This is a genomic window from Azospirillum sp. UENF 111221 (genome assembly GCF_058780625.1).
The window spans coordinates 313,347-339,225 of record NZ_JBSNCH010000002.1 but is presented as its reverse complement, the minus strand read 5'-3'; the positions used below and the strand labels follow the sequence as shown (position 1 = coordinate 339,225).

Annotated in this window: 24 protein-coding genes; 13 read left to right on the top strand and 11 right to left on the bottom strand. The window is 69.2% G+C overall.

Annotated features, from left to right (window positions below):
- Positions 1-58 precede the first annotated feature (58 nt).
- Both ACWPN3_RS06110 and ACWPN3_RS06105 read right to left on the bottom strand, forming a co-directional pair.
- On the bottom strand, positions 59-559 hold the full coding sequence (locus ACWPN3_RS06110; RefSeq protein ID WP_109047908.1) for a chemotaxis protein CheW: 501 nt from the start codon (positions 557-559) through the stop codon (positions 59-61).
- Positions 556-3,339: a hybrid sensor histidine kinase/response regulator gene (locus ACWPN3_RS06105; RefSeq protein WP_109096463.1), complete on the bottom strand. Its 2,784-nt coding sequence runs from the start codon at positions 3,337-3,339 to the stop codon at positions 556-558. The genes ACWPN3_RS06110 and ACWPN3_RS06105 overlap by 4 nt, the downstream gene beginning before the upstream one ends.
- A 220-nt stretch (positions 3,340-3,559) precedes the next feature.
- Between ACWPN3_RS06105 and ACWPN3_RS06100 the strand changes: the two genes are divergently transcribed.
- Complete coding sequence (locus ACWPN3_RS06100; RefSeq protein WP_174474538.1) at positions 3,560-3,733, top strand: hypothetical protein; 174 nt, start codon at positions 3,560-3,562, stop codon at positions 3,731-3,733.
- 27 nt (positions 3,734-3,760) lie between these two features.
- Here ACWPN3_RS06100 and ACWPN3_RS06095 read toward each other — a convergent pair whose 3' ends face one another.
- On the bottom strand, positions 3,761-4,456 hold the full coding sequence (locus ACWPN3_RS06095) for a histidine phosphotransferase family protein (protein ID WP_492243953.1): 696 nt from the start codon (positions 4,454-4,456) through the stop codon (positions 3,761-3,763).
- Between the two features lie 122 nt (positions 4,457-4,578).
- On the opposite strand from ACWPN3_RS06095, the gene ACWPN3_RS06090 reads away from it, so the two are divergent.
- The 3 genes from ACWPN3_RS06090 to ACWPN3_RS06080 all read left to right on the top strand — a co-directional run bounded on the left by ACWPN3_RS06090 (position 4,579) and on the right by ACWPN3_RS06080 (position 6,917).
- A complete protein-coding gene (locus tag ACWPN3_RS06090) occupies positions 4,579-4,758 on the top strand; it encodes a DUF3553 domain-containing protein (protein WP_109096461.1) in 180 nt (59 codons plus the stop codon).
- A gap of 105 nt (positions 4,759-4,863) precedes the next feature.
- The gene (locus ACWPN3_RS06085; protein WP_282188101.1) at positions 4,864-4,986 is read left to right on the top strand and encodes a hypothetical protein; all 123 of its coding nucleotides are present in this window, start codon (positions 4,864-4,866) and stop codon (positions 4,984-4,986) included.
- A gap of 125 nt (positions 4,987-5,111) precedes the next feature.
- Positions 5,112-6,917, top strand: a complete 1,806-nt coding sequence (locus tag ACWPN3_RS06080) for a sensor histidine kinase (RefSeq protein WP_492243954.1) — start codon at positions 5,112-5,114, stop codon at positions 6,915-6,917.
- 12 nt (positions 6,918-6,929) lie between these two features.
- Here ACWPN3_RS06080 and ACWPN3_RS06075 read toward each other — a convergent pair whose 3' ends face one another.
- Entirely contained in the window at positions 6,930-7,841 is a 912-nt protein-coding gene (locus ACWPN3_RS06075; RefSeq protein ID WP_492243955.1) for an EamA family transporter, read from the bottom strand.
- A 107-nt stretch (positions 7,842-7,948) separates the two neighbouring features.
- Positions 7,949-9,004: an esterase-like activity of phytase family protein gene (locus tag ACWPN3_RS06070; protein WP_492243956.1), complete on the bottom strand. Its 1,056-nt coding sequence runs from the start codon at positions 9,002-9,004 to the stop codon at positions 7,949-7,951.
- A gap of 246 nt (positions 9,005-9,250) precedes the next feature.
- Between ACWPN3_RS06070 and ACWPN3_RS06065 the strand changes: the two genes are divergently transcribed.
- The gene (locus ACWPN3_RS06065; protein ID WP_098736200.1) at positions 9,251-9,964 is read left to right on the top strand and encodes a sensor histidine kinase; all 714 of its coding nucleotides are present in this window, start codon (positions 9,251-9,253) and stop codon (positions 9,962-9,964) included.
- Here ACWPN3_RS06065 and ACWPN3_RS06060 read toward each other — a convergent pair.
- Complete coding sequence (locus ACWPN3_RS06060) at positions 9,948-10,367, bottom strand: NifB/NifX family molybdenum-iron cluster-binding protein (RefSeq protein ID WP_492261176.1); 420 nt, start codon at positions 10,365-10,367, stop codon at positions 9,948-9,950. The genes ACWPN3_RS06065 and ACWPN3_RS06060 overlap by 17 nt on opposite strands.
- Positions 10,368-10,618: 251 nt before the next feature.
- Between ACWPN3_RS06060 and ACWPN3_RS06055 the strand changes: the two genes are divergently transcribed.
- Genes ACWPN3_RS06055 through ACWPN3_RS06040 form a run of 4 tightly spaced genes read left to right on the top strand, consistent with a single transcriptional unit; the run spans position 10,619 to position 15,188 of the window.
- Positions 10,619-12,901, top strand: coding sequence for a VTT domain-containing protein (locus tag ACWPN3_RS06055; protein ID WP_492243957.1), 2,283 nt, complete (start codon positions 10,619-10,621; stop codon positions 12,899-12,901).
- Positions 12,898-13,707, top strand: a complete 810-nt coding sequence (locus ACWPN3_RS06050; protein WP_492243958.1) for an endonuclease/exonuclease/phosphatase family protein — start codon at positions 12,898-12,900, stop codon at positions 13,705-13,707. Before ACWPN3_RS06055 ends, ACWPN3_RS06050 begins: the two co-directional genes overlap by 4 nt.
- 28 nt (positions 13,708-13,735) lie before the next feature.
- On the top strand, positions 13,736-13,951 hold the full coding sequence (locus ACWPN3_RS06045; protein WP_492243959.1) for a hypothetical protein: 216 nt from the start codon (positions 13,736-13,738) through the stop codon (positions 13,949-13,951).
- Positions 13,952-13,961: 10 nt separating this feature from the next.
- A complete protein-coding gene (locus tag ACWPN3_RS06040) occupies positions 13,962-15,188 on the top strand; it encodes a polyhydroxyalkanoate depolymerase (protein ID WP_492243960.1) in 1,227 nt (408 codons plus the stop codon).
- A 61-nt stretch (positions 15,189-15,249) separates the two neighbouring features.
- Here ACWPN3_RS06040 and eat read toward each other — a convergent pair whose 3' ends face one another.
- From eat to ACWPN3_RS06025, 3 genes are all read right to left on the bottom strand, one after another.
- Positions 15,250-16,638: an ethanolamine permease gene (eat, locus tag ACWPN3_RS06035; RefSeq protein ID WP_492243961.1), complete on the bottom strand. Its 1,389-nt coding sequence runs from the start codon at positions 16,636-16,638 to the stop codon at positions 15,250-15,252.
- 88 nt (positions 16,639-16,726) lie between these two features.
- Positions 16,727-17,503 (bottom strand): ethanolamine ammonia-lyase subunit EutC, encoded by a 777-nt coding sequence (eutC, locus tag ACWPN3_RS06030; RefSeq protein WP_492243962.1) that lies wholly within the window; start codon positions 17,501-17,503, stop codon positions 16,727-16,729.
- A complete protein-coding gene (locus ACWPN3_RS06025; protein WP_492243963.1) occupies positions 17,500-18,894 on the bottom strand; it encodes an ethanolamine ammonia-lyase subunit EutB in 1,395 nt (464 codons plus the stop codon). The genes eutC and ACWPN3_RS06025 overlap by 4 nt, the downstream gene beginning before the upstream one ends.
- Before the next feature lie 267 nt (positions 18,895-19,161).
- Between ACWPN3_RS06025 and ACWPN3_RS06020 the strand changes: the two genes are divergently transcribed.
- Positions 19,162-19,350, top strand: a complete 189-nt coding sequence (locus ACWPN3_RS06020; RefSeq protein ID WP_244592380.1) for a hypothetical protein — start codon at positions 19,162-19,164, stop codon at positions 19,348-19,350.
- A gap of 34 nt (positions 19,351-19,384) precedes the next feature.
- Here the strand turns inward: ACWPN3_RS06020 and ACWPN3_RS06015 are convergent, their stop codons facing one another.
- Entirely contained in the window at positions 19,385-20,179 is a 795-nt protein-coding gene (locus ACWPN3_RS06015; RefSeq protein WP_492243964.1) for a DUF1194 domain-containing protein, read from the bottom strand.
- Positions 20,180-20,405: 226 nt separating this feature from the next.
- On the bottom strand, positions 20,406-20,837 hold the full coding sequence (locus tag ACWPN3_RS06010) for a hypothetical protein (RefSeq protein WP_247872826.1): 432 nt from the start codon (positions 20,835-20,837) through the stop codon (positions 20,406-20,408).
- Between ACWPN3_RS06010 and ACWPN3_RS06005 the strand changes: the two genes are divergently transcribed.
- The 3 genes from ACWPN3_RS06005 to ACWPN3_RS05995 all read left to right on the top strand — a co-directional run bounded on the left by ACWPN3_RS06005 (position 20,803) and on the right by ACWPN3_RS05995 (position 25,791).
- Entirely contained in the window at positions 20,803-22,581 is a 1,779-nt protein-coding gene (locus tag ACWPN3_RS06005; protein WP_492243965.1) for a hypothetical protein, read from the top strand. The genes ACWPN3_RS06010 and ACWPN3_RS06005 overlap by 35 nt on opposite strands.
- A 146-nt stretch (positions 22,582-22,727) precedes the next feature.
- Positions 22,728-23,363 (top strand): LysE family translocator, encoded by a 636-nt coding sequence (locus ACWPN3_RS06000; protein ID WP_492243966.1) that lies wholly within the window; start codon positions 22,728-22,730, stop codon positions 23,361-23,363.
- 349 nt (positions 23,364-23,712) lie between these two features.
- On the top strand, positions 23,713-25,791 hold the full coding sequence (locus ACWPN3_RS05995) for a putative bifunctional diguanylate cyclase/phosphodiesterase (protein ID WP_492243967.1): 2,079 nt from the start codon (positions 23,713-23,715) through the stop codon (positions 25,789-25,791).
- Positions 25,792-25,879 lie beyond the last annotated feature (88 nt).

Here is a 25,879-nt window from a genome sequence, read left to right as displayed (position 1 = left end):
GCAAAAGCCGGCCGGCCGGTGCGGCACCCTCCCCCGGAGGGCAGGGCGCCGCAAACCGTCAAGCCGTCTCGATGGTTGTGAAGTTGAGCAGACGGGGCACGTCCAGCACAACCATCAACTGACCGTTCAGCCTATAAATTCCGGTCGATACCTCGCGCCAGCGCGGATCCAGGGTCGCCGGGTTGCGCTCGAAGTCCTCCTTGGTCAGGCTGAGCACCTCGCCGACCGAATCGACCATCAGGCTGTACAGTTCTCCGCGCAGGTCGACGACGATCGACATGCCGGGCTTGTCCTTCGGACGGCCGGTCAGGCCGAGCCGCAGGCGGACGTCGATGGCGGTGACGATGCGGCCGCGCAGGTTCAGCGATCCGGCGACCTCCGGCGGGGCCAGCGGGATGCGGGTGATCCGCTGATGGCCCAGCACGTCCTGCACCTGAAGGACCGGGATGCCGAACATCTGGTCGGCGATCGTCATGGTCACGAAGTCCTGGTTGCCGGAGACGACGAGATCGTCGCCCCGCGACTTGCGGACGGTGGACGGCAGCTTGGCGTTGCTCATGCGGCACCTTTCTGGTCGGTCAGCGTCTGCTGGAGCGCGAAGAGCAGCGCGTCACGGTCGAACTTGGCGACATAGTCGTTGAAACCGGCGATCCGGCCGCGGTCGAGATCGCGGGCGCTGGCGTGGCTGGACAGCGCCACCATCGGAACGCGCTGCCAGCGGCTGCCGTGGCGCACCGCCTCGGCGAAGTCGAAGCCGCTCATGCCCGGCATCTCGATGTCGGAGACGATGACGTCGAAGTCCTCGCCCGCCTCGCAGAGCGCCAGCGCGTCGCCGGCATTCTCCACCGCCGTCACGTCGTAGCCGGCGACCGACAGCAGCGGCGTCAGCAGGTTGCGGAAGAAGGGGCTGTCGTCCACCAGCAGCACGCGCTGCAGCTTCTCCTCCTCGAACCCCTCCTGGGTGGAGGAGCCGAACCAGTCCTTGTAGGCCTGGGTCAGGAAGAAGCCGGCGTCGATCACCTCGGTCGCCTTGCCGGCGATGATCGCCGACCCCATCAGGCCGGGACGCTCCGCGGCCAGCTGGACGTTCAGCTTCTCCTCCACGATGTCGACGATCTCGTCGACGATCAGGCCCATCGAGCGGTCGCCGTCGGCAAACACCAGCACCGGCTGGCGGCCTTCGTTGGCGACGACGAAGTTCGGGTCGATCGGGACCAGCGGCATCAGCTTGCCGCGGTACTGGACCACCGGCAGGCCGTTCGACAACTCGACCGTGGCGAGATCGACGTCCTCCAGGCGGGCGACCAGCGACAGCGGCACCGCCTTGGGCGCGCCCTCGCCGGCGCGGAACAGCAGGAGCGCCATCTTGTCCTCCTGGCGCTGGGTCTGGACCGCGGCAGCCTCCTTGCCGGCAGCCTCGCCCATCGCCATCTCGCCGGTGGCCGACGCTATGCCGTTGGGGTCCAGGATCATGATGACCGAGCCGTCGCCCAGGATCGTGTTGCCCGAGAACATCTCGATGTGGCGCAGGATCGGCGCAACCGGCTTCACCACGATTTCCTCGGTGTCGAACACGCGGTCGACCATGATGCCGAAGGTGTAGGTGCCGACCTGGGTGACGACGATGAAGGTCTCTTCCTCGGTCTTCTTGGCGCCCTCGCTGTCGTCCAGCCGCAGCAGCTGCTGGAGCGAGACCAGCGGCAGCAGGCGGTTGCGCAGGCGCAGGACCGGAGTGCCCTTCAGGCGCTCGATGGTGTGCTCGCTGTCGGCGGCGGCGCGCACCAGCTCGACCACGCTGATCTGCGGGATGGCGAAGCGCTCGCCGGCGCATTCCACGATCAGGGCCGAGACGATGGCCAGCGTCAGCGGGATCTTGATGACGAAGGTCGAGCCCTTGCCCTGGGCCGACTTGATCTCGATCGTACCGCCGATCTTCTCGATGTTGGTCTTCACCACGTCCATGCCGACGCCGCGGCCCGACACGTTGGTGACCTTGGCGGCGGTGGAGAAGCCCGGCTTCATGATGAACTGGATGATCTGCTGGTCGGTCATCGAGGCCAGCTCGCCTTCCGACGCCATCCCGTTCTGGATCGCCTTCTGCTTGATCCGGTCGATGGCAAGGCCCTTACCGTCGTCCTGGATCTCGATGATGATGTGGCCGCCCTCGTGATAGGCGTTCAGGGTGATGCGGCCGGTCTCCGTCTTGCCGGCCTTCACGCGCTCTGCCGGAATCTCCAGCCCATGGTCGGCGCTGTTGCGCACCATGTGGGTCAGCGGATCCTTGATCAGCTCCAGCACCTGGCGGTCCAGCTCGGTGTCGGCGCCGAGCATCTGGAGGTCGATCTTCTTGTTCAGTTCATGCGCCAGATCGCGCACCAGACGCGGCAGCTTGGCCCAGGCGTTGCCGATGGGCTGCATGCGCGTCTTCATGACGCCTTCCTGCAGCTCCGACGTCACATGGTTCAGGCGCTGCAGCGGTGCCGCGAACTCGCTCTCCTTCTGCGACCGCAGGATCTGGAGCAGCTGGTTGCGGGTCAGCACCAGCTCCGACACCATGGTCATCAGGTTTTCGAGCAGGTCGACGTTGACGCGGATGGTCTGGGCGGCGACCGCCGATTCCTTGGTCGCGGCCTCGGCGCCGGCATCGGCGGCACCGGCGTTGCCGCCGCCCGAAGCACCGGCCATCGGGGCGACCGGCGCCGGCACCTTGGCGGCGACCGGCTCGGCATCGGGCACGACGAGGTCGTGCGACTGGGCCGGCTCCTCGGCCGGCTCGGGCGCACGGGTGGCGACCGCGGTGCCGGCCGCTGGAGCGGGAATGTCGTTCGGGCCGGGCGTGGAGTTCCACAGCGCCTCAAGCTCGTCCATCGTCACCGGCCGGGATTCCGACGCGGCAACCGCAGGCGCGGTCGGCGGCGGGGGCGGCGGGGGAGCGGCGGCGGCCGGGGCGGGACCGCCCAGCTTGCCTTCGGCGCACAGGTTCAGCCGCTCGATCAGCGGCAGGTCGTCGCCGGGCGGTTCCGCCTCGGTCGCTTCCAGCACCGCCAGCAGGCTCTTGATGGTGTCCAGAGCCTGCAGGATCAGCGAAACGGCTTCCGGGTTGATCGTCAGTTCGCCATCGCGGAACTTGCCCAGCACGTTCTCCGACGCGTGCGCCACCTTTTCCAGGCGGGGCAGGCCGAGGAAGCCGCAGGTTCCCTTGATGGTGTGGACGAGCCGGAAGATGTTCGACAGCAGTTCCGGATTGTTGGGATTCTGCTCCAACCTGACCAGCTCGACGTCGAGCACCGAGAGGTTTTCGTTGGTCTCCGTCAGAAATTCGGACAGCAGATCATCCATGTCGCATTCCCCAGGCCCAATGTTTATGGTCCGCGCCGGCCTGCGGCTCGAACGGGCAGCATCGAAAGGCTGCCGGTTGCGCTCCAGTCCAGGTAGGGTGGGAGCCTGTCAAACACTGATTAAGAGAACCTTACCTCTTCCGATAGGGAGTCTTCCGGGAGCTGCTACCGGTAGGATCGGGGTTCCTTTGTCACAGCGTTCATTCTCACAGGGAGGATCGATGAGCGACGCCGAAATCGCCCAATCCGTGCGCGAAGCCGTGGAACGGCTCAACGCCGCGCTGGCGGAGGCCGCACGCCACAATCTGGCGATCACGCTGCGCACCACGGCCCACCAGACCACCGGCGGGGTGGAGCAGGTCGTGGTGGAGCCGCGGATTTTCAAACAGCTGTAGACGCGGCCGGAAGAGCGGCGGGACGCCTCACCACTCGGCGGTGAAGACCAGCCGCTCGCTGCTTTCGGTGGCGACGGCGATGCGGAAGCCGTCGCTTTCGGCCAGCCGGCCGGCCAGATAGGCGTGGATGGTGCGGGGAGTCAGCGCCCCGGCCGTCGCCGTTCCGGCAAGCGCCGCCGCGGCCTCCGGGTTCAGGGTGCCCGGCCGGCCGGCGGCGGTCACGGTGATGCGGCCCGCCGTCTCATCGCCGTCGGCGGCGACGGAGACCAGCCCGCCATGGGTCAGCGCCTCGTCCGCCAGCATCACCAGATTCAGCACCAGCTTGACCACGCCGCGGCGCTGGGCGGTCATGTCGTGGGGCACCCGTTCCGGCCAGTCCAGCCGGGTGCGTCCGCCCTCGACATAGCCGGCGGCGGCGGCACGGGCGTCGCCGAAGCCCTTCTGGTCGCGCCCCGCCACCCCATAGGCCAGCCGGAACACCCGCAGCCGGCGGTCGGCCTGGCCGGAGGAATGGTCGATCAGCTTCACCGCCTCGCCCAGGAACCCGCCGATGGAACCGCCGCTGGCAGGCCCGCCATCCTCGTCCTCCTGCATCTCCTCGATCAGCTCCAGCCCGTTGCGGATGGCGCCGACCGGGCTGACCAGATCGTGGCAGAGCTTCGACGCCAGCAGTTCCAGAACGCGGATGTCGACGCTGACGGGGAGGGAGGACGATTCGGTCACGAGGCAGACTCCGGTAAAAAGGAACGGCGACGGCGCGGCGCTGGAGATTCTATACTGTCCCGGCCCCGCCGCACAGGCGGTCGCATTTCCTATGTACAATAGTTCGATGGATGGGACCCGACATGGACGATTCGCTGGTGCCCGGCGCCTGGGTGCGCCACCCGGACCAGCCCGACTGGGGGCTGGGGCAGGTGCAGTCGGCCATCCGCAACCGCATCACCGTCAATTTCGAGCATGCCGGCAAGGTGCTGATCGACAGCGACGTCATCTCGCTGACGCTGGTCGGTCCCGACGAGATCTGAGCGGTTTCGGCCGGGCCTCCGGCGTCCGGGAAAGCGCGGATTGCGCCGCCACGCCCGCTTTGCTTTTATGCGACCGACGTCGCGCATGTGTCAGGGAGTGATGGAATGAAGGCAATGATCCTCGGCTTCGCCGCCGCGGCGGTGATCGCGCTGGGCACGGCTGCGGTGCTGAACGCGATGGGGCACTCGACCGCGGAGCGCTATTCCAGCACTTCCGTTCGCCTTTGAGGGAACAGGAAACCCCTTAATTCTACGATAAGGCGACTTCCGGACATTCCCTGCACGGTGTAGGATCGGGTGATCCGTGACCGGACATGGCGGGCCGTCGCTTGATCTCGCGTCTCAAAGGGGGAATGGGCGCATTCGGTGTGGCGCTGATCCTGGGCCTCAACGCCCTGGTCGGCCACGACCTGCTGCACCAGCGCGACGAGACGCTGGCCCGGGCGCGGGAGGACAGCGCGGCGATGGCGCTGGTGCTGGAGCACCATGCCACCGACAGCCTGTCCGGCGTGGCGAAAATCCTGGCCGGAATCGTCGAGGTCCTGGCCGTGCGCGCCGACAGCTGGGAGCGCGGCGACGCCGATGTCTTCGCCCTGCTGCGCCGTCAGGCGACGCTTTCGCCGCTGATCCGCGCCGTCCTGGTGGTGTCGGCCGACGGCAAACTGATCCACGACACCCAGACGCTGGAGCCGGCCGGCATCGACCTGTCGGACCGCGATTACCTGATGGCGCACCGCGACAGGCTGGTTCCTGGCGGCGCCGATGCGGTCTTCGTCGGCAACCCGGTGCGCGGCCGCACCTCCAACACCTGGTTCATCAGCATGAGCCGGCGGCTGGAGGCGCCGGACGGCCGCTTCGCCGGGGTGGTGGTCGCGGTGATGGAGCCGATGGCCTTCCGCAGCTTCTACCAGACGCTTCCCCTGTCCGGCGACGCGGTGGTCACGCTCTATCACGCCGACGGGCCGGTGATCGCCCGCTTCCCCGACCACGACAGCCACATCGGCCTGTCCGCCCACCATCTGCCGCTGTTCACCACGCTGCTGAAGCAGGCGCGGGTGGGCACCGAACTGCTGGACAGCGCCAGCGACGGGCCGCGCCGCATCCTCAGCCATCGCGCGTCGGCCGAGATGCCGGTGGCGGTGACCGTCTCGTTGTCGCGCGACGCGGTGCTGGCGCACTGGTGGTCGAAGGCGATGACGCTGGCGGTGGCCGATCTTGCCGGGACGCTGGTGCTGGCGGCGATGACGCTCGCCCTGCTGCGCGAGGCGGGGCGGCGGGAACGGGCGATGGCCGATCTCCAGGACAGCGAGCGGGCGCTGCGCGACAGCCAGCAGCGGCTGATCCAGGACATCGCCGCCCGCCACCGGATCGAGGCCGAGCTGATCGCCGCCAAGCAGGTCTCCGACGCCGCCAACCGGGCCAAGACCCAGTTCCTGGCCAACATGAGCCACGAACTGCGCACCCCGCTGAACGCCGTCATCGGCTTCGCCGAGGCGCTGGAAAGCGGCATCTTCGGCCAGATGTCGGCCAAGCAGACCGAATATGTCGGCGACATCCGCAAGTCCGGCCAGCATCTGCTGAGCCTGATCAACGACATCCTCGACACCACCAAGATCGAATCGGGCAAATATGTGCTGCATCAGGAGGATCTGCCGGTCGACGATCTGATCGGCGACTGCCTGCGCCAGATGGGGCCGCTGGCGGTGGAAAAGGGCGTGACCCTCACGTCGGCGCTGCCCGCCTCCCTGCCCATCCTCTATGCCGATGCCCGTGCGGTGCGCCAGATCCTGCTGAACCTGCTGTCCAACGCGGTGAAGTTCACCCCGCCCGGCGGGCGGATCGTCGTCGAGGCCGACCGGGTGGCGCGCAGCCTGCGCCTGCGGGTCAGCGACACCGGCATCGGCATCCCCGCCATTGAACTGGACCAGGTGATGGAGCCCTTCCATCAGGTCGACAACTCCCACACCCGCCGCTATGCCGGAACCGGATTGGGGCTGCCGCTGGTCAAGTCGCTGGTCGAGTTGCAGGACGGCCGCTTCGTACTGTCGAGCGTGCTGGGCCGGGGCACCACCGCCACCGTGCTGTTCCCGCCCTCCCGGCTGCGCAACCGGTCGGAGCCCTTGCGGGCACTGAAGCGGACACAGCCCGCTCCGGTGTGAGGCGGGGTGCCCTTATCCCCGCCGCGACTTGGCCAGAATGACCAGGGCGATGCCGCCCAGCACGGCGACCGACGACAGCGCCAGGACCGGCGTGATCCGTTCCCCCAGCGCCAGCACCGCAACAAGCGCGGTGATGACCGGAACGCTCAGCTGGACGGACGCCGCGCGGGCGGCGGTCAGGGCCGGCAGCGCCGCATACCAGATGGAATAGCCGACACCCGACGCCAGCGCCCCCGATAGCACCGCATAGACCAGCCCGCCCTGGTCCCAGCGCAGGCCGCCGCCGGACAGCGGCCCCGCCAGCGCCGCCGCCAGCGCCAGAACCGCCGCCATCGGGACGGCGCGCAGGAAATTGCCGGCGGTGGTGGCGATGGGGTCGCGGCTGGCCCGTCCCAGCAGGGAATAGATCCCCCACGCCGCCCCGGCGGCCAGCATCAGCAGCGCCCCCAGCGGGTCCGGCGCCGACAGTCCGGGCGCCAGCAGCAGGGCCAGCCCGCCGAGCGCCAGCGCCAGCCCGCCCCATTGCAGCGGCACCAGCCGTTCGCCGCGATACAGCCCGGCCAGGATCATGGTGGCCTGCACCGCACCGAACAGCAGCAGCGCCCCGGTCCCCGCGGTCATGGTCAGATAGGCGAAGGAAAAGGCGGCGGCATAGGCCAGCAGCGCCGCCGCCCCGCCCCAGCTGCCGGCGCCCGCCTTCGCGTGCCCGGTGGCCCGGGCGATCAGCCACAGGCTGGCCGCACCGGAGGCGATGCGCACCAGGGTGAAGCCGGCCGGGTCGATGGCGGTCTGGGTCAGCGCCAGCCGGCACAGGATGGAGTTGGCGGCGAAGGCCAGCATCGCCAGCACGGTCAGCAGCGCCGCCCGCCCGGTCGTGGGCACCGCCGGAGCCGGAACGGCACCCGTCTTATCGCTTGCCACCACGATTGTTTCCTCTGCAACCAGCCCCGCCCAGCTAGCCGCAGAGCCATGGCCCTGTCAAACCCCCCGCGTCACCGGCCGTGTCCGACTTTGGTGGGACACCCTGGAGGTCACGACGAGGGGCCGTGCAGGGCGAACATCAGCAGGTAGGTGCGCTGAAGCGAACTGAAATTGTTGTCGGAGACCAGATAGACCAGCGTTTCCCCCGCCGGCCCCGGCCGGGTGGCGATGCCTTCGAAATTGTCGTTCACCAGCGGCGTCTCCAGACGCCCGAGTTCCTCGCCGTCCACCACCGCGCCGGCGGTCAACTGGCGCGCCGCCACCCGCACCAGCCGCGACGACCAGCCGCCCAGCAGCGACACCCGGCGTTCCAGCACCAGCACGCCGCCGTCCGGCAGCGGGGCGACGGAGGTCGGGCGGTAGCGCGGGGCCGTCCGGTAGGTGAAGGGCTGCCAGTCGGCGGCGCTCGCCGGCACGCCGTCCCTGGACGAGCCCATGCGGGTTATCCAGGCGCGGCGGTCCTGATGGCCGTCGTCCTTGCCCTCCTCGATGGTCAGCAGCCGGCCGTCGGGAAGCAGGGTCAGCGACTCCAGCCCGCCATTCTCCGGCGTGCTGTCCATGCCCGGCGGCATCGGAATCGGCGTGGGCGTGCCCGCCGGCCCCCGGACGCTGCCATCGCCGCCCTTGTAGCGCAGGATGCGGTGGTCCCGCTCCAGCGACACCAGCCAGCCGCCGTCGGGCAGCCGCGTCAAATCCTCGGCATCGGTGCGGCGCTTGCGATGGGAGATCCCCTCCTCGACCGGCAAGGGACGGGCATGGACCTCCGACAGGCCGGCGAGCCGGCCTTCGGCATCGGTCTGCAGCCGGCCGTCCACCACCAGCCCGGTGTCGCCGATGGCGACGAAGCGGTCGCCGGCCGGATCGATCCAAAGGCCGGACAGGCCGCCGACCCGCTCGCCCCCGGCGATGTCCAGACCGCCCAGAAAGCGCAGCGGCCCGACCGCGACCTTGTCCGGCCGTCCGCGGTCGAGCGGCACCGCGGAGGCGGTGACGGAAAGGGGGCCGGGGGTGGGGTCGGAGTCGCCGCCGGCACCGACCACGGCGGCGCAACCGCCGGACAGGGCGACCAGCAGCAGGCCCCAGGCCAAGCTTTTGCGTATCGTCATCGGGGCACTCTTGCCAGTGCAACCGAGGGATACAATATTTCTTTTGGCTTTCTTTCGGTCGCGGCGTCAGACATACGGCAGGATGCAGCGTGAGCGCTACGCCACCTCTCTCATAACGGCCCGGTCATATCGGCTAGGCGCGGCGGGTTACTCCCTCAGAACCGGTGGGGCCTGCCGGACAAGCGCTTAGATTGACGAATGTTTTCGACGATCCTTACCCGTGACGATCGAGCCGAGTCCGTCCCCATGCCGATGCTTCCGCGGTCGCAGACCGCCTATTCTCCTCCGGACCAGACCGGCGACGGCATCGCGTCAGGCGTGTCCGGCCTGTCTCCGGCCGACCGGCTGACGGCGCGCATCCAGGAGTTGGAAGCCGAGCTGCGGGAGTTGCAGCATCGTGCCAAGAACAGCCTGCAACTGGTCATCAGCCTGCTGAAGCTGCAGGCCGGACGCATCCGCGATCCCGACGCCCGTGCCGCCTACGAGCAGACCATGGTCCGCATCGAGGCGCTGGCGATCCTCTACCGCCAGCTGCACGAGAGCGGTGCCGGCACCCATGTCGATCTCGGCCGCTATGTCACGGCACTCTGCGAGGCGGTGCGGGAAGGCACGCCGGGCGCCCTGTCGCGCGTGCCGGTGACCGTCAATTCCGACCCGATCCAGATCGGCCTGTACGAGGCGATGCCGCTCGGCCTGATCATCGCGGAGCTGGTGACGAGCTGCCTGCACCATGCCTTCCCCGACGACGGCTGGATCCGCATCACCGTGCGCCAGCAGGGCGACAGCGGCCGCGCCCGCCTGACGGTGGAGGACAACGGCCGCGCCCTGCCCGCTGGTTTCGACACCACCGCCGAGGACGGGCTGATGCTGGCCGAAGCGCTGGCCGGCCAGCTCGGCGACACGCTGTCCACCGACAGCGACGCCGCCGGCACCACGGCCAGCGTCAGCTTCCCGGTCTAAGTGCTTCCCCTCTCCCCGGGGGAGAGGGGATTGCGTGCCCGTCACCGTCATGGTGCTCATGGGGATGCGCCGGTTCCGCCGCCGGCTCCAGCGTGCCGGCGAACCAGCCCTGGATCGCCCGCAGCGGGTCGGTTTCCGTCGTCGTCACCGGTTCGATGCCGCGGCGCTTCATGTGGGCGACGAAGCCGGCGCCCGACGATCCGGTGATGACCACCCGCACCGCATCGATGGGATGGGGCCGGCCGTCGCCGCAGAGGTGCAGCACCTCCTCCTCCCCCAGTTCGATCCGCCCGGCCTCCACCGGGGCGGTGCCGGCATCGGCCTCATAGACCAGGAAGCGGCGGGTGCGGCCGCCATGGGTGGCGATGGTGGCGAAATCCTTGGTGCCGATAGCGATCTTCATGCTCTGCGGTCCCCTCGAAGGCGGTGCCCGACGACGGCTCAACTCCTGCCACGCCCGGCACCCGCCCGCACTGAGCGAGGTCAATCGAGCGGCTCCGGGGCCCCGGAACGCCGCCGCCGGGGTCAATTTTTCGACCGTGGGCGTGGCCGGGGTGGCTGCAATTCCCATTGGCTTTCACCAAATGGCGAAGGGTGGGGAAGGATCGGCCTTCCCACATGTTATGACCCAGGACACCCACCCGATCGGACGCCATGTACGCCCACTCGCCCCAGCCGCTTCCGTCAGCCGGATCGACGCCCGACATCGCCGGATCGGCCGGTGTGCTGCGGCCGATCCTGCAACCGGGGCAGACCTGCTGGCGGGTGGAGGACACCGCAAGGCTTGGCGTGATCGTCGATGGAGAGGATTATTTCGCTCTGGCCAAGGCCGCCATGCGGCGCGCCCGGCGCAGCATCTACCTGACCGCCTGGGATTTCGACGCCCGCATCCGCCTGATGCCGCAGACCCGCCGGCCGCGCCGGCCCGACCGGCTGGGCACGCTGCTGAACTGGCTGGCGACCACCCGGCCCGACCTGCACATCCATGTGCTGAAGTGGGACTATGCCGAGCTGTTCGACCTCGCCCGCTGGTCGCACCCCTTCATGCTGCGCAACTGGCTGACCCACCGGCGCCTGCAATACCGGCTGGACAGCGACCACCCGACCGGCGCCTGCCATCACCAGAAGATGCTGGTGATCGACGACCGGGTCGCCTTCTGCGGCGGGCTGGACATCACCGCCAACCGCTGGGACACCCGCGCCCACCATGCCCATGACCCGCGGCGGCGCCAGCCCGACGGCAAGCCCTACGAGCCATTCCACGACGTGATGATGGCGGTGGACGGCGACGCCGCCCGCGCGCTGGGCGAGATGTTCCGCGACCGCTGGGCACGCGCCACCGGCGAGACGCTGAAGCCCCCCGCCCCTGCCCCCGGCCGGCCCGCCCGCCGCCATCCGCTGGCCGCCGATCCCTGGCCGCCGGGCTTCGAGCCGATGCTGCGCGGCGTGCGCGTCGGCATCGCCCGCACCGACCCCGCCTGCAACGGGCGCGACGAGATCCGCGAGGTCGAGGCGCTCTATCTGGCGGCCATCGCCGCGGCGCGCGACGTCATCTATCTGGAAAGCCAGTATTTCGCCTCCACCGCGGTGGCCGAGGCGCTGAAGGCCCGGCTGGCGGAGCCCGACGGCCCGGAGGTGATCGTCGTCAACCCGGTGCGCACCACAAGCTGGCTGGAGAACACCGTCATGCTCGGCGCCCGCGCCCGGCTGACCCAGGAATTGCGCGAGGCCGACCGCCATGGCCGCTTCCGCCTGTTCGCCGCGCTGACCGACGGCGGCGCCTGCATCACCGTCCATGCCAAGGTGATGGTGGTCGACGACCGGCTGCTGCGCATCGGCTCGGCCAACCTGAACAACCGCTCCATGGGGCTCGACACCGAGTGCGACCTGGCGCTGGAGGCCGGGCCGGGGCCGGAGCATGCCGACACCCGCCGCGCCATCCTGCACACCCGCGACGACCTGATCGCCGAGCATCTGGGCTCCACGGCGGCGGAGGTGGCGGCGGCGCACCGGCGGCTGGGCTCGCTCGCCGCGGCCATCGACCAGCTGCGCAAGCCGGTCGGCCGCACGCTGGAGCCGCTGCACGACCCCGAGCCGGACGGGCTGGCTGCCGCGGTGGCCGACGCCCGCGTCTTCGATCCCGAACACCCCGTCGGCGCGGTGGAGATCGTCCGCCGCGTGCTGCCGTCGCGCATCCCGCGCACGCGCCATTGGCTGACTCTGGCCGGCATATTGGCGCTGCTGGGGCTGTGGGGCATGTGGCGCTACACGGCGCTGCGGGACTGGGCAACGCTGGAGGCCGTGATGTCGGCCTTCCACAGCCTGGGCGACAGCCCGCTGGCGCCGCTGTGGCTGATGCTGGCCTATGTCGCCGGCGGCTACGTCATGTTCCCGCTGACGGTGATGATCGCCGCCACCGCCATCGTCATGGGGCCGTGGTGGGGCTTCCCCACCGCGATGGCCGGGGCGGTCGCCTCGGCGGCGGCGATGTTCTGGACCGGGCGGATTGCCGGGCGCGACCTGCTGGACCGCCATGGCGGCCCGCTGATCGCCCGCATCAACGGGAAGCTGGCCGACAGCGGCATCGCCGCGGTGGCCGGCGTGCGCGCCGTGCCGATTGCGCCCTACACCGTGGTCAATCTCGCCGCCGGCGCCTCGAAGCTGAGCTTCGGCGATTTCGTGATCGGCACAATGGTCGGTCTTGCACCCGGCATCCTTGCCTTCAATCTGCTCGGGCACCAGCTTGAGCGCACCATAACGAATCCCGGCGCCGCCGACTTCGCCCTGCTGGCGGGTATGGCGGCGCTGGCGATCGGGCTGGGCTGGCTGACCAGCCGGCTTCTCGGCCGCTCCGGCCGGGATCGGGCCGGCAAAACGCCGGGCCGGCAAGACGACAGGGCTGACGAAAGGCCAAAGGAAAGGAATTTGGAACCGTGATCCGTTTCAGCCGCGACCGTGTCCAGCGCATCGCCGCCGTGTTGCGCGCAGCCCGCTCCCGCCGCCCCCGCCGTGCCGACCGCCGCAGCCTCCCCGTTCCCGACGGCATGGCGGCGCTCAGCGTCGCCACCTGGAACATCCACAGCTGCGTCGGGCTCGATGCCCGCTTCGCCCCCGACCGCATCGCCCAGGTGATCCGCGACCTCGACGTCGATCTGATCGGCCTGCAGGAGGTCGGCTGGCACCACCGCGGCGAATCGGGCATGGACCAGTTCGCCTTCCTGGAGCGCAACACCGGGCTGAAAGCCTATGCCGGCCCGACCAAGCACAGCGAGCGCGCCCATTACGGCAACTGCCTGCTGACCCGCCTGCCGGTGCGGTCGATGGAGACGCTGGACCTGTCGGTCGGCAAGCGCGAGCCGCGCGGCGGCATCGACGCGGTGGTTGAGGTGCAGGGCCGCCCCGTGCGGGTGATCGTCGCCCATCTCGGCCTCGACCCCTGGGAACGGGCAAAGCAGGTCGGCGACATAGTGTCGCGGGTGGAGAGCCAGCCGGAGCTGCCGACCCTGTTCATGGGCGACCTCAACGAATGGACGCCCAGTTCCCCCCGGCTGCGCCAGCTGGCGTCCTCCTTCGCCGACGTCGCCAATCCGCGCAGCTTCCACGCCCGCATGCCGACCCTGCGGCTCGACCGCATCTATGTGACGGGCGGCCTGCAAATCCCCGCTTTCGAGGTGATCCGCACCGTCCTCACCCGTCGGGCATCGGACCATCTGCCGGTCCGCGCCGTGCTCGCCGTCCCCTGATCGTCGAAGGCCGCTCCAGAACGTCAGTATGACCAACGGAGTCACGCGCTTAGGTCATAGCGGGATTGTTGCAGTTGATAATTTTTTGTGCACCGCAATGTTCTTTGAACAACAGAGCTTTGCAAATGCGAAGAGGCTCTTGACCTATACGCGATCCCCGACGAAGGATATGGTTGGTCATACGATCAATGCGCTGATCGAAGGAACAACGAACCCTGGCCGCCCGGGGGTAGCCGTGACGTGAGGATTCTGATTTGCTGTATCACCTGTACGACATGCAACACGCTGCCATGCGGCCGATGCGTTTCTGGGCCGAAGCCGCCCAGCAGACTTTCCAGAACCCGTTGATGCCCTTGTCCTACACCAAGCTGGGCCGGGCGGTCGCCGCCGGGGCCGAGCTGGTGGAGCGGACTACCCGCCGCTTCGGCAAGCCCGCCTTCGGTCTGCCGGAGACGGTGGTCGACGGGCAGACCGTTCCGGTCACCGAGCGGTTCGTCTGGCAGTCGCCCTTCTGCAAGCTGCTGAACTTCGCCAAGCCGGACGGCACGCCGCGCCAGCCGAAGGTGCTGCTGGTCGCCCCGATGTCGGGCCATCACGCCACGCTGCTGCGCGGCACGGTGGAAGCGCTGATGCGCGACCATGACGTCTACATCACCGACTGGATCGACGCGCGGCTGGTGCCGATGTCGGCCGGTCGCTTCGATCTGGACGACTACATCGACACGGTGGCGGAGCTGATCCGCTTCCTCGGCCCCAACACCCACGTCATCGCGGTGTGCCAGCCGGCGGTTCCGGTGATGGCGGCGGTGTCGCTGATGGCGGCGGCGGACGAGCCGGTGCAGGCGCGCAGCATGACCCTGATGGGCGGCCCCATCGATCCGATGGCCAACCCGACGGTGCCGGTCAAGCTGGCGATGGAACGCCCGCTGAAATGGTTCGAGCGCAGCGTGATCACCACGGTCCCGGTCTATTATCCGGGCGCCTTCCGCCGCGTCTATCCGGGCTTCATCCAGCTGTCGGGCTTCATGTCGATGAACCTCGACCGTCACATCAACGAGCATGTCGGGCTGTTCCGCCATCTCGTCCGCGGCGACGGCGATTCGGCCGAGCAGCATCGCCGCTTCTACGACGAATATCTGTCGGTGATGGATTTGTCGGCGGACTTCTACCTGCAGACCATCGAGACGGTGTTCCAGAAGCACGCCCTGCCCGAAGGCACCATGATGTCGCGCGGCCGCAAGGTGGAGCCGTCGGCGATCCGCAAGACCGCAGTGATGACGGTGGAAGGTGAGCTGGACGACATCTCCGCCCCCGGCCAGACCATCGCGGCGCAGCGCCTGTGCTCGTCGCTGCCGGACGAGATGCGCAAGACGCATTTCCAGAAGGGTGTCGGCCATTACGGCATCTTCAACGGCCGCCGCTGGCGCGAAGCCATCCTGCCGGAAATCCGCAGCTTCATCCAAAGCCACGACGGCGAGTGAAAACAGAAAAGGGGCGCCGAACACCGGCGCCCCTTTTCTGACGTCAACCAGTTGAAAGCTCTCAGTCAACCATGCTCCGCGCCTCGGTGAAGGCATCCATGTGCGTCAGCCCTGCGGCCCCGCCGGCCTTGACCCGCATGCCGGCGGTGGCGAGGTGGAACAGGTAGCCGAGAGCGAACAGCGCCACGAACAGCCCGAAGACCAGGGTGTTGTAGTAGACCATCGTCACCAGGGCCAGCACCGCCAGCACCAGCGAGATCGCCGGGAACACCGGATAGAAGGGCGCGCGGAACGGACGCTCCAGCGCCGGTTCGGTGGCGCGCAGCCGGAACAGCGCCGCCATGCTCATGATGTACATGACGATGGCGCCGAAGACCGACATGGTGACGATGTTGGCGGTCAGCGGCTGGCCGCCGATCTGGATCAGCTCGTCGGAATAGATGGCGGCGATGCCGATCACGCCGCCGGCCAGGATCGCCCAGTGCGGGGTCTTGCGCGTCGGGTGCAGGCGGGCCAGAACCGGCGGCAGGAAGCCGGCGCGGGACAGCGCGAAGATCTGGCGCGAATAGCCCATGATGATGCCGTGGAAGGAGGCGATCAGGCCGAACAGGCCGATCCAGACCAGCATGTGCAGCCAGCCGCTCGACTCACCGACCACCGCCTTCATCGCCTGCGGCAGCGGATCGTTGATGTTGGACAGCGCGTTCCAGTCGCCAACGCCGCCGGCGAAGATCATCGTACCGAAGGCTAGCACCACCAGCGTCAGGATGCCGCCGATATAGGCGCGCGGCACGGTGCGCTTCGGGTCCTTGGTCTCCTCCGCCGCCATGGCCGCCCCCTCGATGGCCAGGAAGAACCAGATGGCGAAGGGGATCGCGGCGAAGATGCCGCCCAGCGCGTCCTTGCTGAAGCTGGCCTGCCCCGCCCAGCCGTTGGCGGTGAAGTTGGCCCAGGAGAAGCCGGGATAGACGACGCCCATGAACACCACCAGCTCGATGATCGCCAGGATGGTGACGAACAGCTCGAAGGTGGCGGCGATGGAGACGCCGGCGATGTTCAGCCCCATGAACAGGATGTAGGCGCCGACCGCGGCGGTCTTCGGGTCGAGCCCGGGGAACTGCACGTTCAGATAGGCGCCGATGGCGAGTGCGATGGCCGGCGGGGCGAAGACGAACTCGATCAGGGTGGCGAAGCCGGCGACGAAGCCGCCCTTGGGCCCGAAGGCGCGGTAGCTGTAGGCGAAGGGACCGCCGGCATGGGGAATGGCGGTGGTCAGTTCGGTGAAGCTGAAGATGAAGGTGGTGTACATCGCCGCGATCAGGATCGTGGTGACGAGGAAGCCCAGCGTCCCCGCCGCCGCCCAGCCGTAGCTCCAGCCGAAATATTCGCCGGAAATCACCAGCCCGACGGCGATGCCCCAAAGATGGAGCCCGCTCAGGCTTTTGCTCAATTCAGGTTTCGTGTTCCCAGACATGTTGCCTCCTGCCCCTGTTCAAGGCTTTGGATTCAGTGGCGTTGATGCCGTTGGCGGCGCTCTCTCACGACCGGTCGGTCAGTTGGTTTTTCTCGTTGTCCGCACCGGCGAGCGACGGGGCGTCCTCCTTCAGGGCGACCCCCGTCAGTTTCAGCCGCGCCGCCTCGGTGGCGAGCCAGCACAGCTTGTCGGCGGCCGTCTGGATCGACAGGCCGTCGGAATGGATGTTCGATATGCAGTTCCGTTCGGAATCGGCGCGGCCGGGCCTGGGCTCCCAGGTCAGATAGACCCCCAGCGATTCCGCGGCCGACAGGCCGGGCCGCTCCCCCACCAGCAGCGCCACCAGCCGGGCGCCCATGGCAGCGGCCACCTCGTCGCCCAGCGCCACGCGGGCTTGCTCCGCCAGCACCACCGGGCCGATGCGCAGATGCCCCAGCCGCGCCATGCAGGCCTGGACCAGCGGCGCGGCGTTGATCTGCACCGCGGCGGCCGACAGCCCGTCGGCGATCACGAAGACCAGATCCCACTCCCCTGCCGGCAGCCCGGCGGCGCTGGCCGGGTCGAGCCGGCGGCCGAGGTCCGGGCGGCGCAGATAGGTCGGCCGGTCGGGCGCGGCGCTGTGGACGCGGATGGTCTCCAGCGGCGACAGGTCGGCGGCCAGACGGTCGAAATCGACCGCACTGTGGACAGCGTCGCGGGCACGGGCATGGGCCAGTTGGAACTCCAGCAGAGCCTTGGTCGGCAGGGCGTCGCCGCTGCGGCCGAGCGCGATGCGGGCACGGGTGGCGCTGCGGAAGCGCGCCCACGGATCCTGCGGTTTATCCTTGGGAGTGTCGCTCATCGGGCCGCACTCCCCAGCAGGGCGGAGACGACGAGGCTCTGGTCGGGCCAGGGCGGCAGGCGGCGCTGCTCGTCTAGCCAGCCGGCCTTGTCCAGCCACGCCTCGAACTCCGGGGCCGGCGGGCGTTTCAGCAGATGCCGCAGGCCGAGCACGTCGTGGTAGGACAGGCTCTGGTAATTCAGCATGATGTCGTCGGCGCCGGGCACCGCGATCAGGAAATTGACGCCCGCGGTCGCCAGCATCGTCATCAGGACGTCCATGTCGTCCTGGTCGGCCTCGGCATGGTTGGTGTAGCAGGCGTCGCAGCCCATCGGCACGCCGAGCAGCTTGGCGCAGAAATGGTCTTCCAGCCCGGCGCGGGTGATCTGCTTGGCGTCGTACAGATATTCGGGTCCGATGAAGCCGACCACCGTGTTGACCAGCAGCGGGTCGAAGGCGCGGGCGACGGCATAGGCGCGGGTCTCCACCGTCTGCTGGTCGACACCGAAATGGGCATCGGCCGACAGCGCCGATCCCTGGCCGGTCTCGAAATACATGACGTTGTCGCCGATGGTACCGCGCTTGAGCGATTTCGCCGCCTCCTGCGCCTCGGCCAGCAAGGACAGGGTGACGCCGAAGCCACGGTTGGCCTTCTCGGTGCCGGCGATGGACTGGAACACCAGATCGACCGGCGCCCCGCGCTCCATCGCCTGCATCGTCGTGGTGACATGGGCCAGCACGCAGGACTGCACAGGGATGTCGAAGCGGGTGCGGACGGCGTCCAGCATCTCCAGGAGAGCGATGCAGGCCGGGACATTGTCGGTCGCCGGGTTGATGCCGATCACCGCGTCGCCGATGCCGTAGAGCAGCCCGTCGAGTGTCGAGGCGGCGATGCCGGTCGGGTCGTCGGTCGGATGGTTGGGCTGCAGGCGGCTCGACAGCCGCCCCGGCAACCCGACCGTGGTGCGGAAGCGGGTGACGACCGAGCATTTGGCGGCGACGCAGACCAAGTCGTGGTTGCGCATCAGCTTGGATGCCGCCGCCACCATTTCCGGTGTCAAGCCGGGGGCGAGTGCGGCCAGCGCGGCGGTGTCGGCCTGGTAGGACAGCAGCCAGTCGCGGAACTGCCCGACCGTCATGTGCGCCACCGGCCGGAAGGCCTCGGCGTCATGGCGGTCGATGATCAGCCGCGTCACCTCGTCGGTCTCGTAGGGGACCAGCACCTCGGTCAGGAAGGTTTTCATCGGCAGGTTGGCCAGCACCATGCGCGCCGCCACCCGCCGTTCGTCGCTGTCGGCGGCGATGCCCGCCAGCTCGTCGCCCGACCGCCGCGGCGAGGCGCAGGCCATCACCGCCTTCAGATCGTCGAACCGATGGCGCTGCCGCCCCAGGTCGCACTGGTAACCAGCCATGCCGGCCTCCCGCCCGTCTCATCATGGACGCAAGAGTGGCACGGGTGCCGCGGTGGGCAGTTGACCGTAGAACACAAAATGCAGACTGGAGAGAGGAAGGCGCGATCAGGGGGAGTAGCTTGAACGGCAGCGTTCCGGCCCAGGTGTGGCCGTCGGCGGAGAAATCGGCTAGGCGGGCGAACCCGAAGCCCGGCCATGGCGTTCCTTCCGCACTGCAGCGCGCCGCCCATCACCGGACGCCGCGCGCCACGAGTGAAGGAGAATCCGATGCTGAGGCTTTTGCGCGCCGCCGCCCTGGTCCTGCCGCTGGTCGCCGTGGCCGCCTGCCACCAGGAAGGCCCGGCCGAGCGGGCCGGCAAGTCCCTCGACAATGCGGGCCAGAGCGTCAAGGACGCCATCGATCCGCCGGGCCCGGCGGAAAAGGCCGGCCGCGCCATCGACCGCACGGTCAACTGACGGCCGGACGGTGAACTGACCGCCTCTCGCCCGGTCAGTGGGCGGCGAAGTCCCGCCCTCGCCCCCGCCCGGTCGGCGGAACGCCCGACACCTCCAGCAGCAATTTGCTGAGGATGGCGTCGGCGAAGGCGTCGAAGTCGCGGGCGGGCACCAGGAAGGCGCCGGGGCCGCCGATGACATGCTCGCGGTAATAGGCTTCCAGATCGTTCGGCGCTGCCCCGCCCCAGGGGTTGGGGCGGTCGTTCAGGATCGGCAGGCCGTTGATGGTGATGCCGCGGGCGACCGCGGCGTCGCGCGCCTCCTCCACCGGACGGCCGCGGTTGTTCTCGCCGTCGCCCGAAATGTCGATGACCCGCCGCGTCCCCTCGAACCCGTTGTTGCCGAACAGCGGGACGGCGTAGTCGATGACCGCGCTGATCGAGGTCCACTGCTCCGTCATCATCGGCGCCTCCGCCACGCTGGCGGCGAAGCGTTCGATGCTGGCCGGATCGCTCAGTTCGGTCCAGCCGACGACGGTGTGCTGGTGGCTTTCCCCCGCCCATTCCACATAGGTGGCGCTGATCCGGCCGAAGGGGCCGCCGCGGATCGCCGCCTGCACCTTCGGGTTCAGCAGGGCCTGGACATAGCCGTTGCGCTGAAGCTTCGCCTCGTCCGGATCGACGCTGCCGGACACGTCGACCGCAAAGACCAGTTCCACGTCCACCGGCGTCTGCGCCACGGCCGGGACAACGAATGCGGGCAGGCATAAAAGGGCGAGGATCGGAAGACGGGCGACCGCAGGGGCGAAGGCGCGCGCCAAGACGTGGGCCAAGAGACGGTATGCACGCATACGCACCCTCCATCCAGCCACCGGTCCGGCCTGGGCGCCGGACGAAGGACTGAGGATTGGTGCGCGAACGTTCCCTGTCCATGCTTCACTGGTCTATTCCGATCCCGCCGGACGGCCAGTGCGGGGTACTCCACCGCCGGAAGTACAAGAATATGCAGGCGGACCGCGGGTAACGGGTGACAAAACCGATATTGCCTGCATAGGCTAGTCCTATCGGGGTACGCCGTCAGGCCGGCGCCATCCCGCGCCGCCACCCGCCCCGTTCAATCTCCGAAGCAGCCATCGACGTGCTCCCTGGTCGTTCGCTCCCCGCTCCCGCTGCGGCTTCACCGTCGCGATGGACCAGCCGGCTGCTGCTGTCCGTCTGCACCGTCCTCGCAACCGGATTTTCGGCTTCGGGCATAGCGCAGCCGGTGACGACGACCGCACCGATCACGGTGGCGGAGTTGCCGCCCACGCCCATCCATGCGGCGGAACTGATGGCGCCCGAGCGGCCCAGACCGCAGGGCCGGACCCAACCCGTCGCCGCCAAGCCGCCCGCCACGCCTTCCACTGCGCCGAACGCCGATCCGCAGACCGCAGAGGCGAGAGCCGCCGCCGCGAAAGCGGCAAGAGCCGCCAAAATGGCTGAAGCCAGGGCCGCCGACGAGCGGATCATGAGCAGCCGGGCCTCCGACAGCCGGCCGCCGGACGGGCAGACCGCCTGCGCCGACCATGAGCCGGCGAGCCAGCAAGTGCTCGACGCCCTGTTCGGCGGGGATGCGGCCTTCGCAGACCTGGCCCGCCGGTCGCCGGCCGAGGCGTTCCGCTGCTCCAGCCTGTTCCCCGGCGACGCGGCGCTGGCCGCCCTGCGCGACGCCGTTCCGCAGGCGCCTTTCGATGCGGTCGGAGCCGCCGATCAGCTGAGCACCCGTACCGGCGGGGAGGAGATCATCGCCCGCGCGCTCGACCTCGGGCTGCTGACCCGCTCGCTGGAGGGGGGCATGCCCTTCTACGAGACACGGCACGAGCTGCGCAAACGCCTGCCCAAGACGGATCTCCGGGCGCTGGAAATCCATGCGGCCAAGGCATTGGCGGCCTCGCTGGCGCGCGATCCGGCGGGGATGGCGCCGAAGATCGGCGCGCTGCTCGACGACATGGTCGACGATCCGCCGGCCGACCGCTTCCGCATCACGATGGCGATGTCGTCGGAGGATCTGCTCGGGCTGATCGCGCGGATCGGGCCGCAGCTCTACACCTCCTCGCTCGACGGGCTGGTCAACATCCTGCGGATCCAGGTGAAGCTGGAGAAGCGCAGTTTCCTCGCCCTCGCGCGCGAGGAGCGGACACGGCCATTGTGGGCGGAGTTCTTCGTCGCAACGGTCGCCGGCGGACGGGCGGCGAGCCTGTTCGGCACCAACCCGGCCATCGCGCGGGAGCTGATGCGCGAGAGCCTGCGGGCCCTGCTGCCGGCCGACGGGAAACCGCCGGCAATCGACACCGCGGTCGTGATCGGCGCCCTGGCCGACGCCATGGATCTTGACAGTCCCGCAATCCGCGCGGCGCTGGAAGACGAGCTGGCCGCCCGCTACCGCGCCGCCGGCGAACCGCCGGCAAAGACCGGACTACAGGACGTATCCATCCGGGGCGGGATCGGCGACACGCCGGCCCGGGGCATAATCGGGCTGGCGGGCAGCCTGCACGCGGCACGGCTGTCCGGCCGGGCGGCCACCCCGGCCTTCGAGGCGGAACGCTTCTCCCAGAACCATCCGCTGGCCGCCCTGCCGGTCCTGAGCGGACAGCGCCTGTTCCGCAACGGCATCAACGTGCAGCGGATGACCTTCTACGACGATCCCGACGGTCGGGCGTCCTTCCGCGGCTTCCTGCGCCAGCACCGCGCGCAGGGTTGGGCGCTGCACGCCCAGTCCGGCTTCGCCGTCGCCATCAGTCCCGAACGCCACGGGCGCCGGATCGTCATCGTCGCCGACATCCCCGGTGCCGGCGACGCCGGCCGAGCCGCCGCCTGGGACTGGATGGCGCGCGAGGGTCTGGCCCCGTCCATCGTCATCCATCGCGGCCACAGCTATCACGAGGACGCCACCATGACGGAGATCGCGCCGGGCACGGCGCTGGTCTTCTGGGGCTCCTGCGGCGGACACACGCGCCTGCGCTCGACCTTGGAACGCGCCCCCGATGCGCTGGTTCTGGCGACCCAGAACATCGGCGTGTCGACGGTCAACGAGGCCCTGCTGGGCATTATGGAGGAGCGGCTGCTGGCCGACGGCGCCATCGACTGGAACGCCGTGTGGAAGGAGGCGCGCGGGCGCATCCGCGACCGCCGCTTCGCCTCCTACAAGCGGCCCGACCAGGATTCGGCCAACCTCGCCTTCCGGGCCTGGCAGGTCCGGACGGCGGTGCACTGACCCGTTTCGGCCCGCATCGGAAAGCCGGTTCCGCAAGCATGGCTGTGTTTCGCCGCTGCCGCTTGCGGCGGAACCGGGTGCATGCTGCTGTGATGTGGCCGATTGTCGCTCCCCCCGGCATCCCTCCGGTATCGAGGTTTCCAGCCATGACTTGGCAAACGCTCGCCTTCTTCTTCGCCACCGCCTTCGTGATCTCCATGACGCCGGGCCCGAACATGCTGCTGGCGATGAGCCTCGGCCTTCGATTCGGCGCACGCCGCGCCGCCTGGGGCGGAGCCGGCATGTGCGCGGCACTGGCGGTGATGGCCGCGCTGTCGGCCTTCGGGCTGGGCGCCCTGCTCTCCACCTCCGTGCTCGCCTTCGAGATCGTGCGCTGGGCCGGCGTCGCTTATCTGACCTGGCTCGGGATCGCCGCATGGCGGGCGCCGGTCGAACAGCCGGGCGAGCGCGATGCCGCCGCCGCCGCGTCGGGGGAAGGGACGCCCGTGCGCCTGTTCCTGCGCGGCGCGCTGGTCGCCTTCAGCAACCCGAAGGCGCTGGTCTTCATGGGCGCGCTGTTCCCGCAATTCATCGACGCCGCCGCCCCACTGGCGCCGCAGCTGGTGGCGCTGGTCGCCACCATGGTGGTGATCGAGTTCGGCTGGATCATGGCCTATGCCACCGGCGGCGACCGTCTGGCGGCGAAACTCACCACGGTGTCCGCGGCCAGGTCGCTGAACCGCCTGACCGGCGGCCTGATGATCGGCGCCGGCGGCCTGCTGGCGCTCGCCCGTCGGGTCTGATCCGCCCTCGCCTCCCCACAAGACGTCGAAAAAGAAAAAGGGCCGCGCAATCGCGCGGCCCTGTAGTTTAGGGAGGAAACGCCCCGAGAATGGGCAAGGGCAGAATATGCTGCGGCGCACACGAACTGGTATTACCAATGCTGAATGGTAGCCATGCGCTGCGGGAATAGCCCTATGCAGCAATATGCATTGTCAGCAATAGAGCACAGCCTCGGTTACAAAAATTTCACAGATCCGCCGCGTCCCGGTCATCGCCCGCACCACTAATGCTACGGTTCGCCGTCCTCGCCGAAAGGTTTACCCCCGGCAGGGACGGCGGTGCGAAACACCCGGCCTTAGGAACGGTGCGATGGCGATCCCAGTCCTGCGCAGCCTGACGCTGAAGCAGGCGATTCACGCGGTCCTCGCCGCCTTCGTCATCGGTCTGACCATCACCGCGGCCGAATTTGCCTGGACCGCCACGCGCGAGCGGGCGACGGCGCTGGCGCAGGTCAAGGATGTGGTCGCGTTGGTCGAGGGGCCGGCCGCCAGCGCCGCTTGGCTGATCGACGCGGAGCTGGCAGGGCAGGTGTTGCAGGGGATGGTCCGCGCCAACGCCGCCTGGGCGGAGATCCGCCTGGGTGACGGCACCTTGCTGGCGCGCCGCGAACGCGCGCCCAAGCCGGCCAGCCTGCTGGAACGCGGGGCGACAGCCCTGCTGTTCGTCGACCGGCCGGTGGTGACGCACGAGCTGATGACCCCGCCGAACGGATCGGCGAGCGGACCGCGCGCCGCCGACGCCTCGCGGATCGGACAGCTGGTCGTCGGCATCGACACCGGACGGGCAGCCTCCGGCTTCCTCACCTATGTTTCCGCGGCGCTTGTGGCGGGGACCCTGCGCAACCTGCTGATCGGGCTGGCGATGGCGGTGGTGTTCCACCGGCTGCTGACCCGCCCGCTGTTGCAGATCGGCCGCGCGGTGGCGCGGATCGACCCGGAAAAGCCCTATGGCCAGCCGCTGGCCGTGCCGCGCGGCCACGCCGACGACGAGCTTGGCTTCGTCATCGCCCGCTTCAACCACACCCTCACCCTGCTGGAGCAAGAGCATGACGAGCTGCGGCGGCTGGCGACGCGCTGCCCGCTGACCGGGCTGGCGAACCGGGCGCTGCTGCTCGACCGGCTGGACCACGCCATCGAACTGGCGAACCGCGCGCGCGAACCGGATGCCGGCCGGCTGGCCGTGCTGTATGTCGACCTCGACCGCTTCAAGCGGGTGAACGACAGCCTGGGCCACGCCATCGGCGACCTGCTGCTCTGCCGGGTGGCGGACCGGCTGGGCGTCAGCGTGCGCCGCTGCGACACCGTCGGCCGGCTGGGCGGCGACGAGTTCCTGGTCGTGCTGGAGCGCGTCGCCGACCGGGACGAGGCGGCGATGGTCGCGCAACGGCTGCTCGACGGCCTGTCCTCCCTGCGCGAGGTGGGCGAGCACCGCGTCCATCTCACCGCCAGCATCGGCGTGGCCGTCCATCCGGAAGCGGGGAACGGAGGAGCGCCGGACGCCGCCGGCCTGATGCGGATGGCCGATTCCGCGATGCAGGCGGCGAAGGCCGCGGGCGGCGACCGTTTCGTCTTCTACACCCGCGAGATGACCGACCGGGCGGAGACCCGGCTGCGGCTGGAGTCCGGTCTGCGCGAGGCGGTGGCGGCGCGCGCCTTCGAGCTGGTCTACCAGCCGAAGATCGAGGCGGCGGGCGGCCGGCTAACCGGCTTCGAGGCGCTGATCCGCTGGCGGCACGAGGGGGCGGCGGTCTCGCCCGCCGATTTCATCCCGGTCGCCGAAGACACCGGCCTGATCATCGAGATCGGCCGCTGGGTGCTGGAGGAAGCCTGCCGCACCGCGACCCGCTGGGCGCTCGACCATGGCCCGGTGCCGGTGGCGGTCAACGTTTCCGCCCGCCAGCTTGCCGATCCCGGCTTCGCCCGGCTGGTCGAACAGGTGTTGCAGCGCCACGGCACGCCGCCCAACCTGCTGGAGCTGGAGATCACCGAGACCGTCATCATGAAGGACGTGCGCCACCATCTGCCGACGCTGAACCGGCTGCGGGCGTTGGGGGTGCGCATCGCCATCGACGATTTCGGCACCGGCTATTCCTCGCTGGCCTATCTGCGCCAGTTGCCGGTCGATGTGCTGAAGATCGACCGCAGCTTCGTCAACGACCTGCCGCATGCCCCCGACATCGCCTCCACCGTCATCGCGCTCGCCCAGCGGCTCCTGCTGTCCACCGTGGCGGAGGGGGTGGAGACCGCCGAGCAGCGCCATTGGCTGGCGGAGGCCGGCTGCGACTGCCTGCAAGGCTTCCTGATCTCGCGCCCGCTGGCGGCCGAGGCGGCCGAGGCGATGGTGATGACCGCATTCGCCCGGACCGAGCCGCTGCCGATGACGGCCTGAGACCGGAGTTTCTAAGGCCGGAGTTTCGGTCAATGCGCGGCGGAGGTCCGGTCAAGACAGCCCTCCGCCGGCCGGCTATGGTCGCCTC

What these genes read in the sequence shown, in the direction of transcription:
- ACWPN3_RS06110 (WP_109047908.1), bottom strand. Translation starts at nt 559, where the DNA reads ATGAGCAACGCCAAGCTGCCGTCCACCGTCCGCAAGTCGCGGGGCGAC.
- ACWPN3_RS06105 (WP_109096463.1), bottom strand. Translation starts at nt 3,339, where the DNA reads ATGGATGATCTGCTGTCCGAATTTCTGACGGAGACCAACGAAAACCTC.
- ACWPN3_RS06100 (WP_174474538.1), top strand. Translation starts at nt 3,560, where the DNA reads ATGAGCGACGCCGAAATCGCCCAATCCGTGCGCGAAGCCGTGGAACGG.
- ACWPN3_RS06090 (WP_109096461.1), top strand. Translation starts at nt 4,579, where the DNA reads ATGGACGATTCGCTGGTGCCCGGCGCCTGGGTGCGCCACCCGGACCAG.
- ACWPN3_RS06085 (WP_282188101.1), top strand. Translation starts at nt 4,864, where the DNA reads ATGAAGGCAATGATCCTCGGCTTCGCCGCCGCGGCGGTGATCGCGCTG.
- ACWPN3_RS06080 (WP_492243954.1), top strand. Translation starts at nt 5,112, where the DNA reads ATGGGCGCATTCGGTGTGGCGCTGATCCTGGGCCTCAACGCCCTGGTC.
- ACWPN3_RS06070 (WP_492243956.1), bottom strand. Translation starts at nt 9,004, where the DNA reads ATGACGATACGCAAAAGCTTGGCCTGGGGCCTGCTGCTGGTCGCCCTG.
- ACWPN3_RS06065 (WP_098736200.1), top strand. Translation starts at nt 9,251, where the DNA reads ATGCCGATGCTTCCGCGGTCGCAGACCGCCTATTCTCCTCCGGACCAG.
- ACWPN3_RS06060 (WP_492261176.1), bottom strand. Translation starts at nt 10,367, where the DNA reads ATGAAGATCGCTATCGGCACCAAGGATTTCGCCACCATCGCCACCCAT.
- ACWPN3_RS06055 (WP_492243957.1), top strand. Translation starts at nt 10,619, where the DNA reads ATGTACGCCCACTCGCCCCAGCCGCTTCCGTCAGCCGGATCGACGCCC.
- ACWPN3_RS06045 (WP_492243959.1), top strand. Translation starts at nt 13,736, where the DNA reads ATGACCAACGGAGTCACGCGCTTAGGTCATAGCGGGATTGTTGCAGTT.
- eutC (WP_492243962.1), bottom strand. Translation starts at nt 17,503, where the DNA reads ATGAGCGACACTCCCAAGGATAAACCGCAGGATCCGTGGGCGCGCTTC.
- ACWPN3_RS06025 (WP_492243963.1), bottom strand. Translation starts at nt 18,894, where the DNA reads ATGGCTGGTTACCAGTGCGACCTGGGGCGGCAGCGCCATCGGTTCGAC.
- ACWPN3_RS06020 (WP_244592380.1), top strand. Translation starts at nt 19,162, where the DNA reads ATGCTGAGGCTTTTGCGCGCCGCCGCCCTGGTCCTGCCGCTGGTCGCC.
- ACWPN3_RS06015 (WP_492243964.1), bottom strand. Translation starts at nt 20,179, where the DNA reads ATGCGTGCATACCGTCTCTTGGCCCACGTCTTGGCGCGCGCCTTCGCC.
- ACWPN3_RS06005 (WP_492243965.1), top strand. Translation starts at nt 20,803, where the DNA reads ATGGCTGAAGCCAGGGCCGCCGACGAGCGGATCATGAGCAGCCGGGCC.
- ACWPN3_RS06010 (WP_247872826.1), bottom strand. Translation starts at nt 20,837, where the DNA reads ATGATCCGCTCGTCGGCGGCCCTGGCTTCAGCCATTTTGGCGGCTCTT.
- ACWPN3_RS06000 (WP_492243966.1), top strand. Translation starts at nt 22,728, where the DNA reads ATGACTTGGCAAACGCTCGCCTTCTTCTTCGCCACCGCCTTCGTGATC.
- ACWPN3_RS05995 (WP_492243967.1), top strand. Translation starts at nt 23,713, where the DNA reads ATGGCGATCCCAGTCCTGCGCAGCCTGACGCTGAAGCAGGCGATTCAC.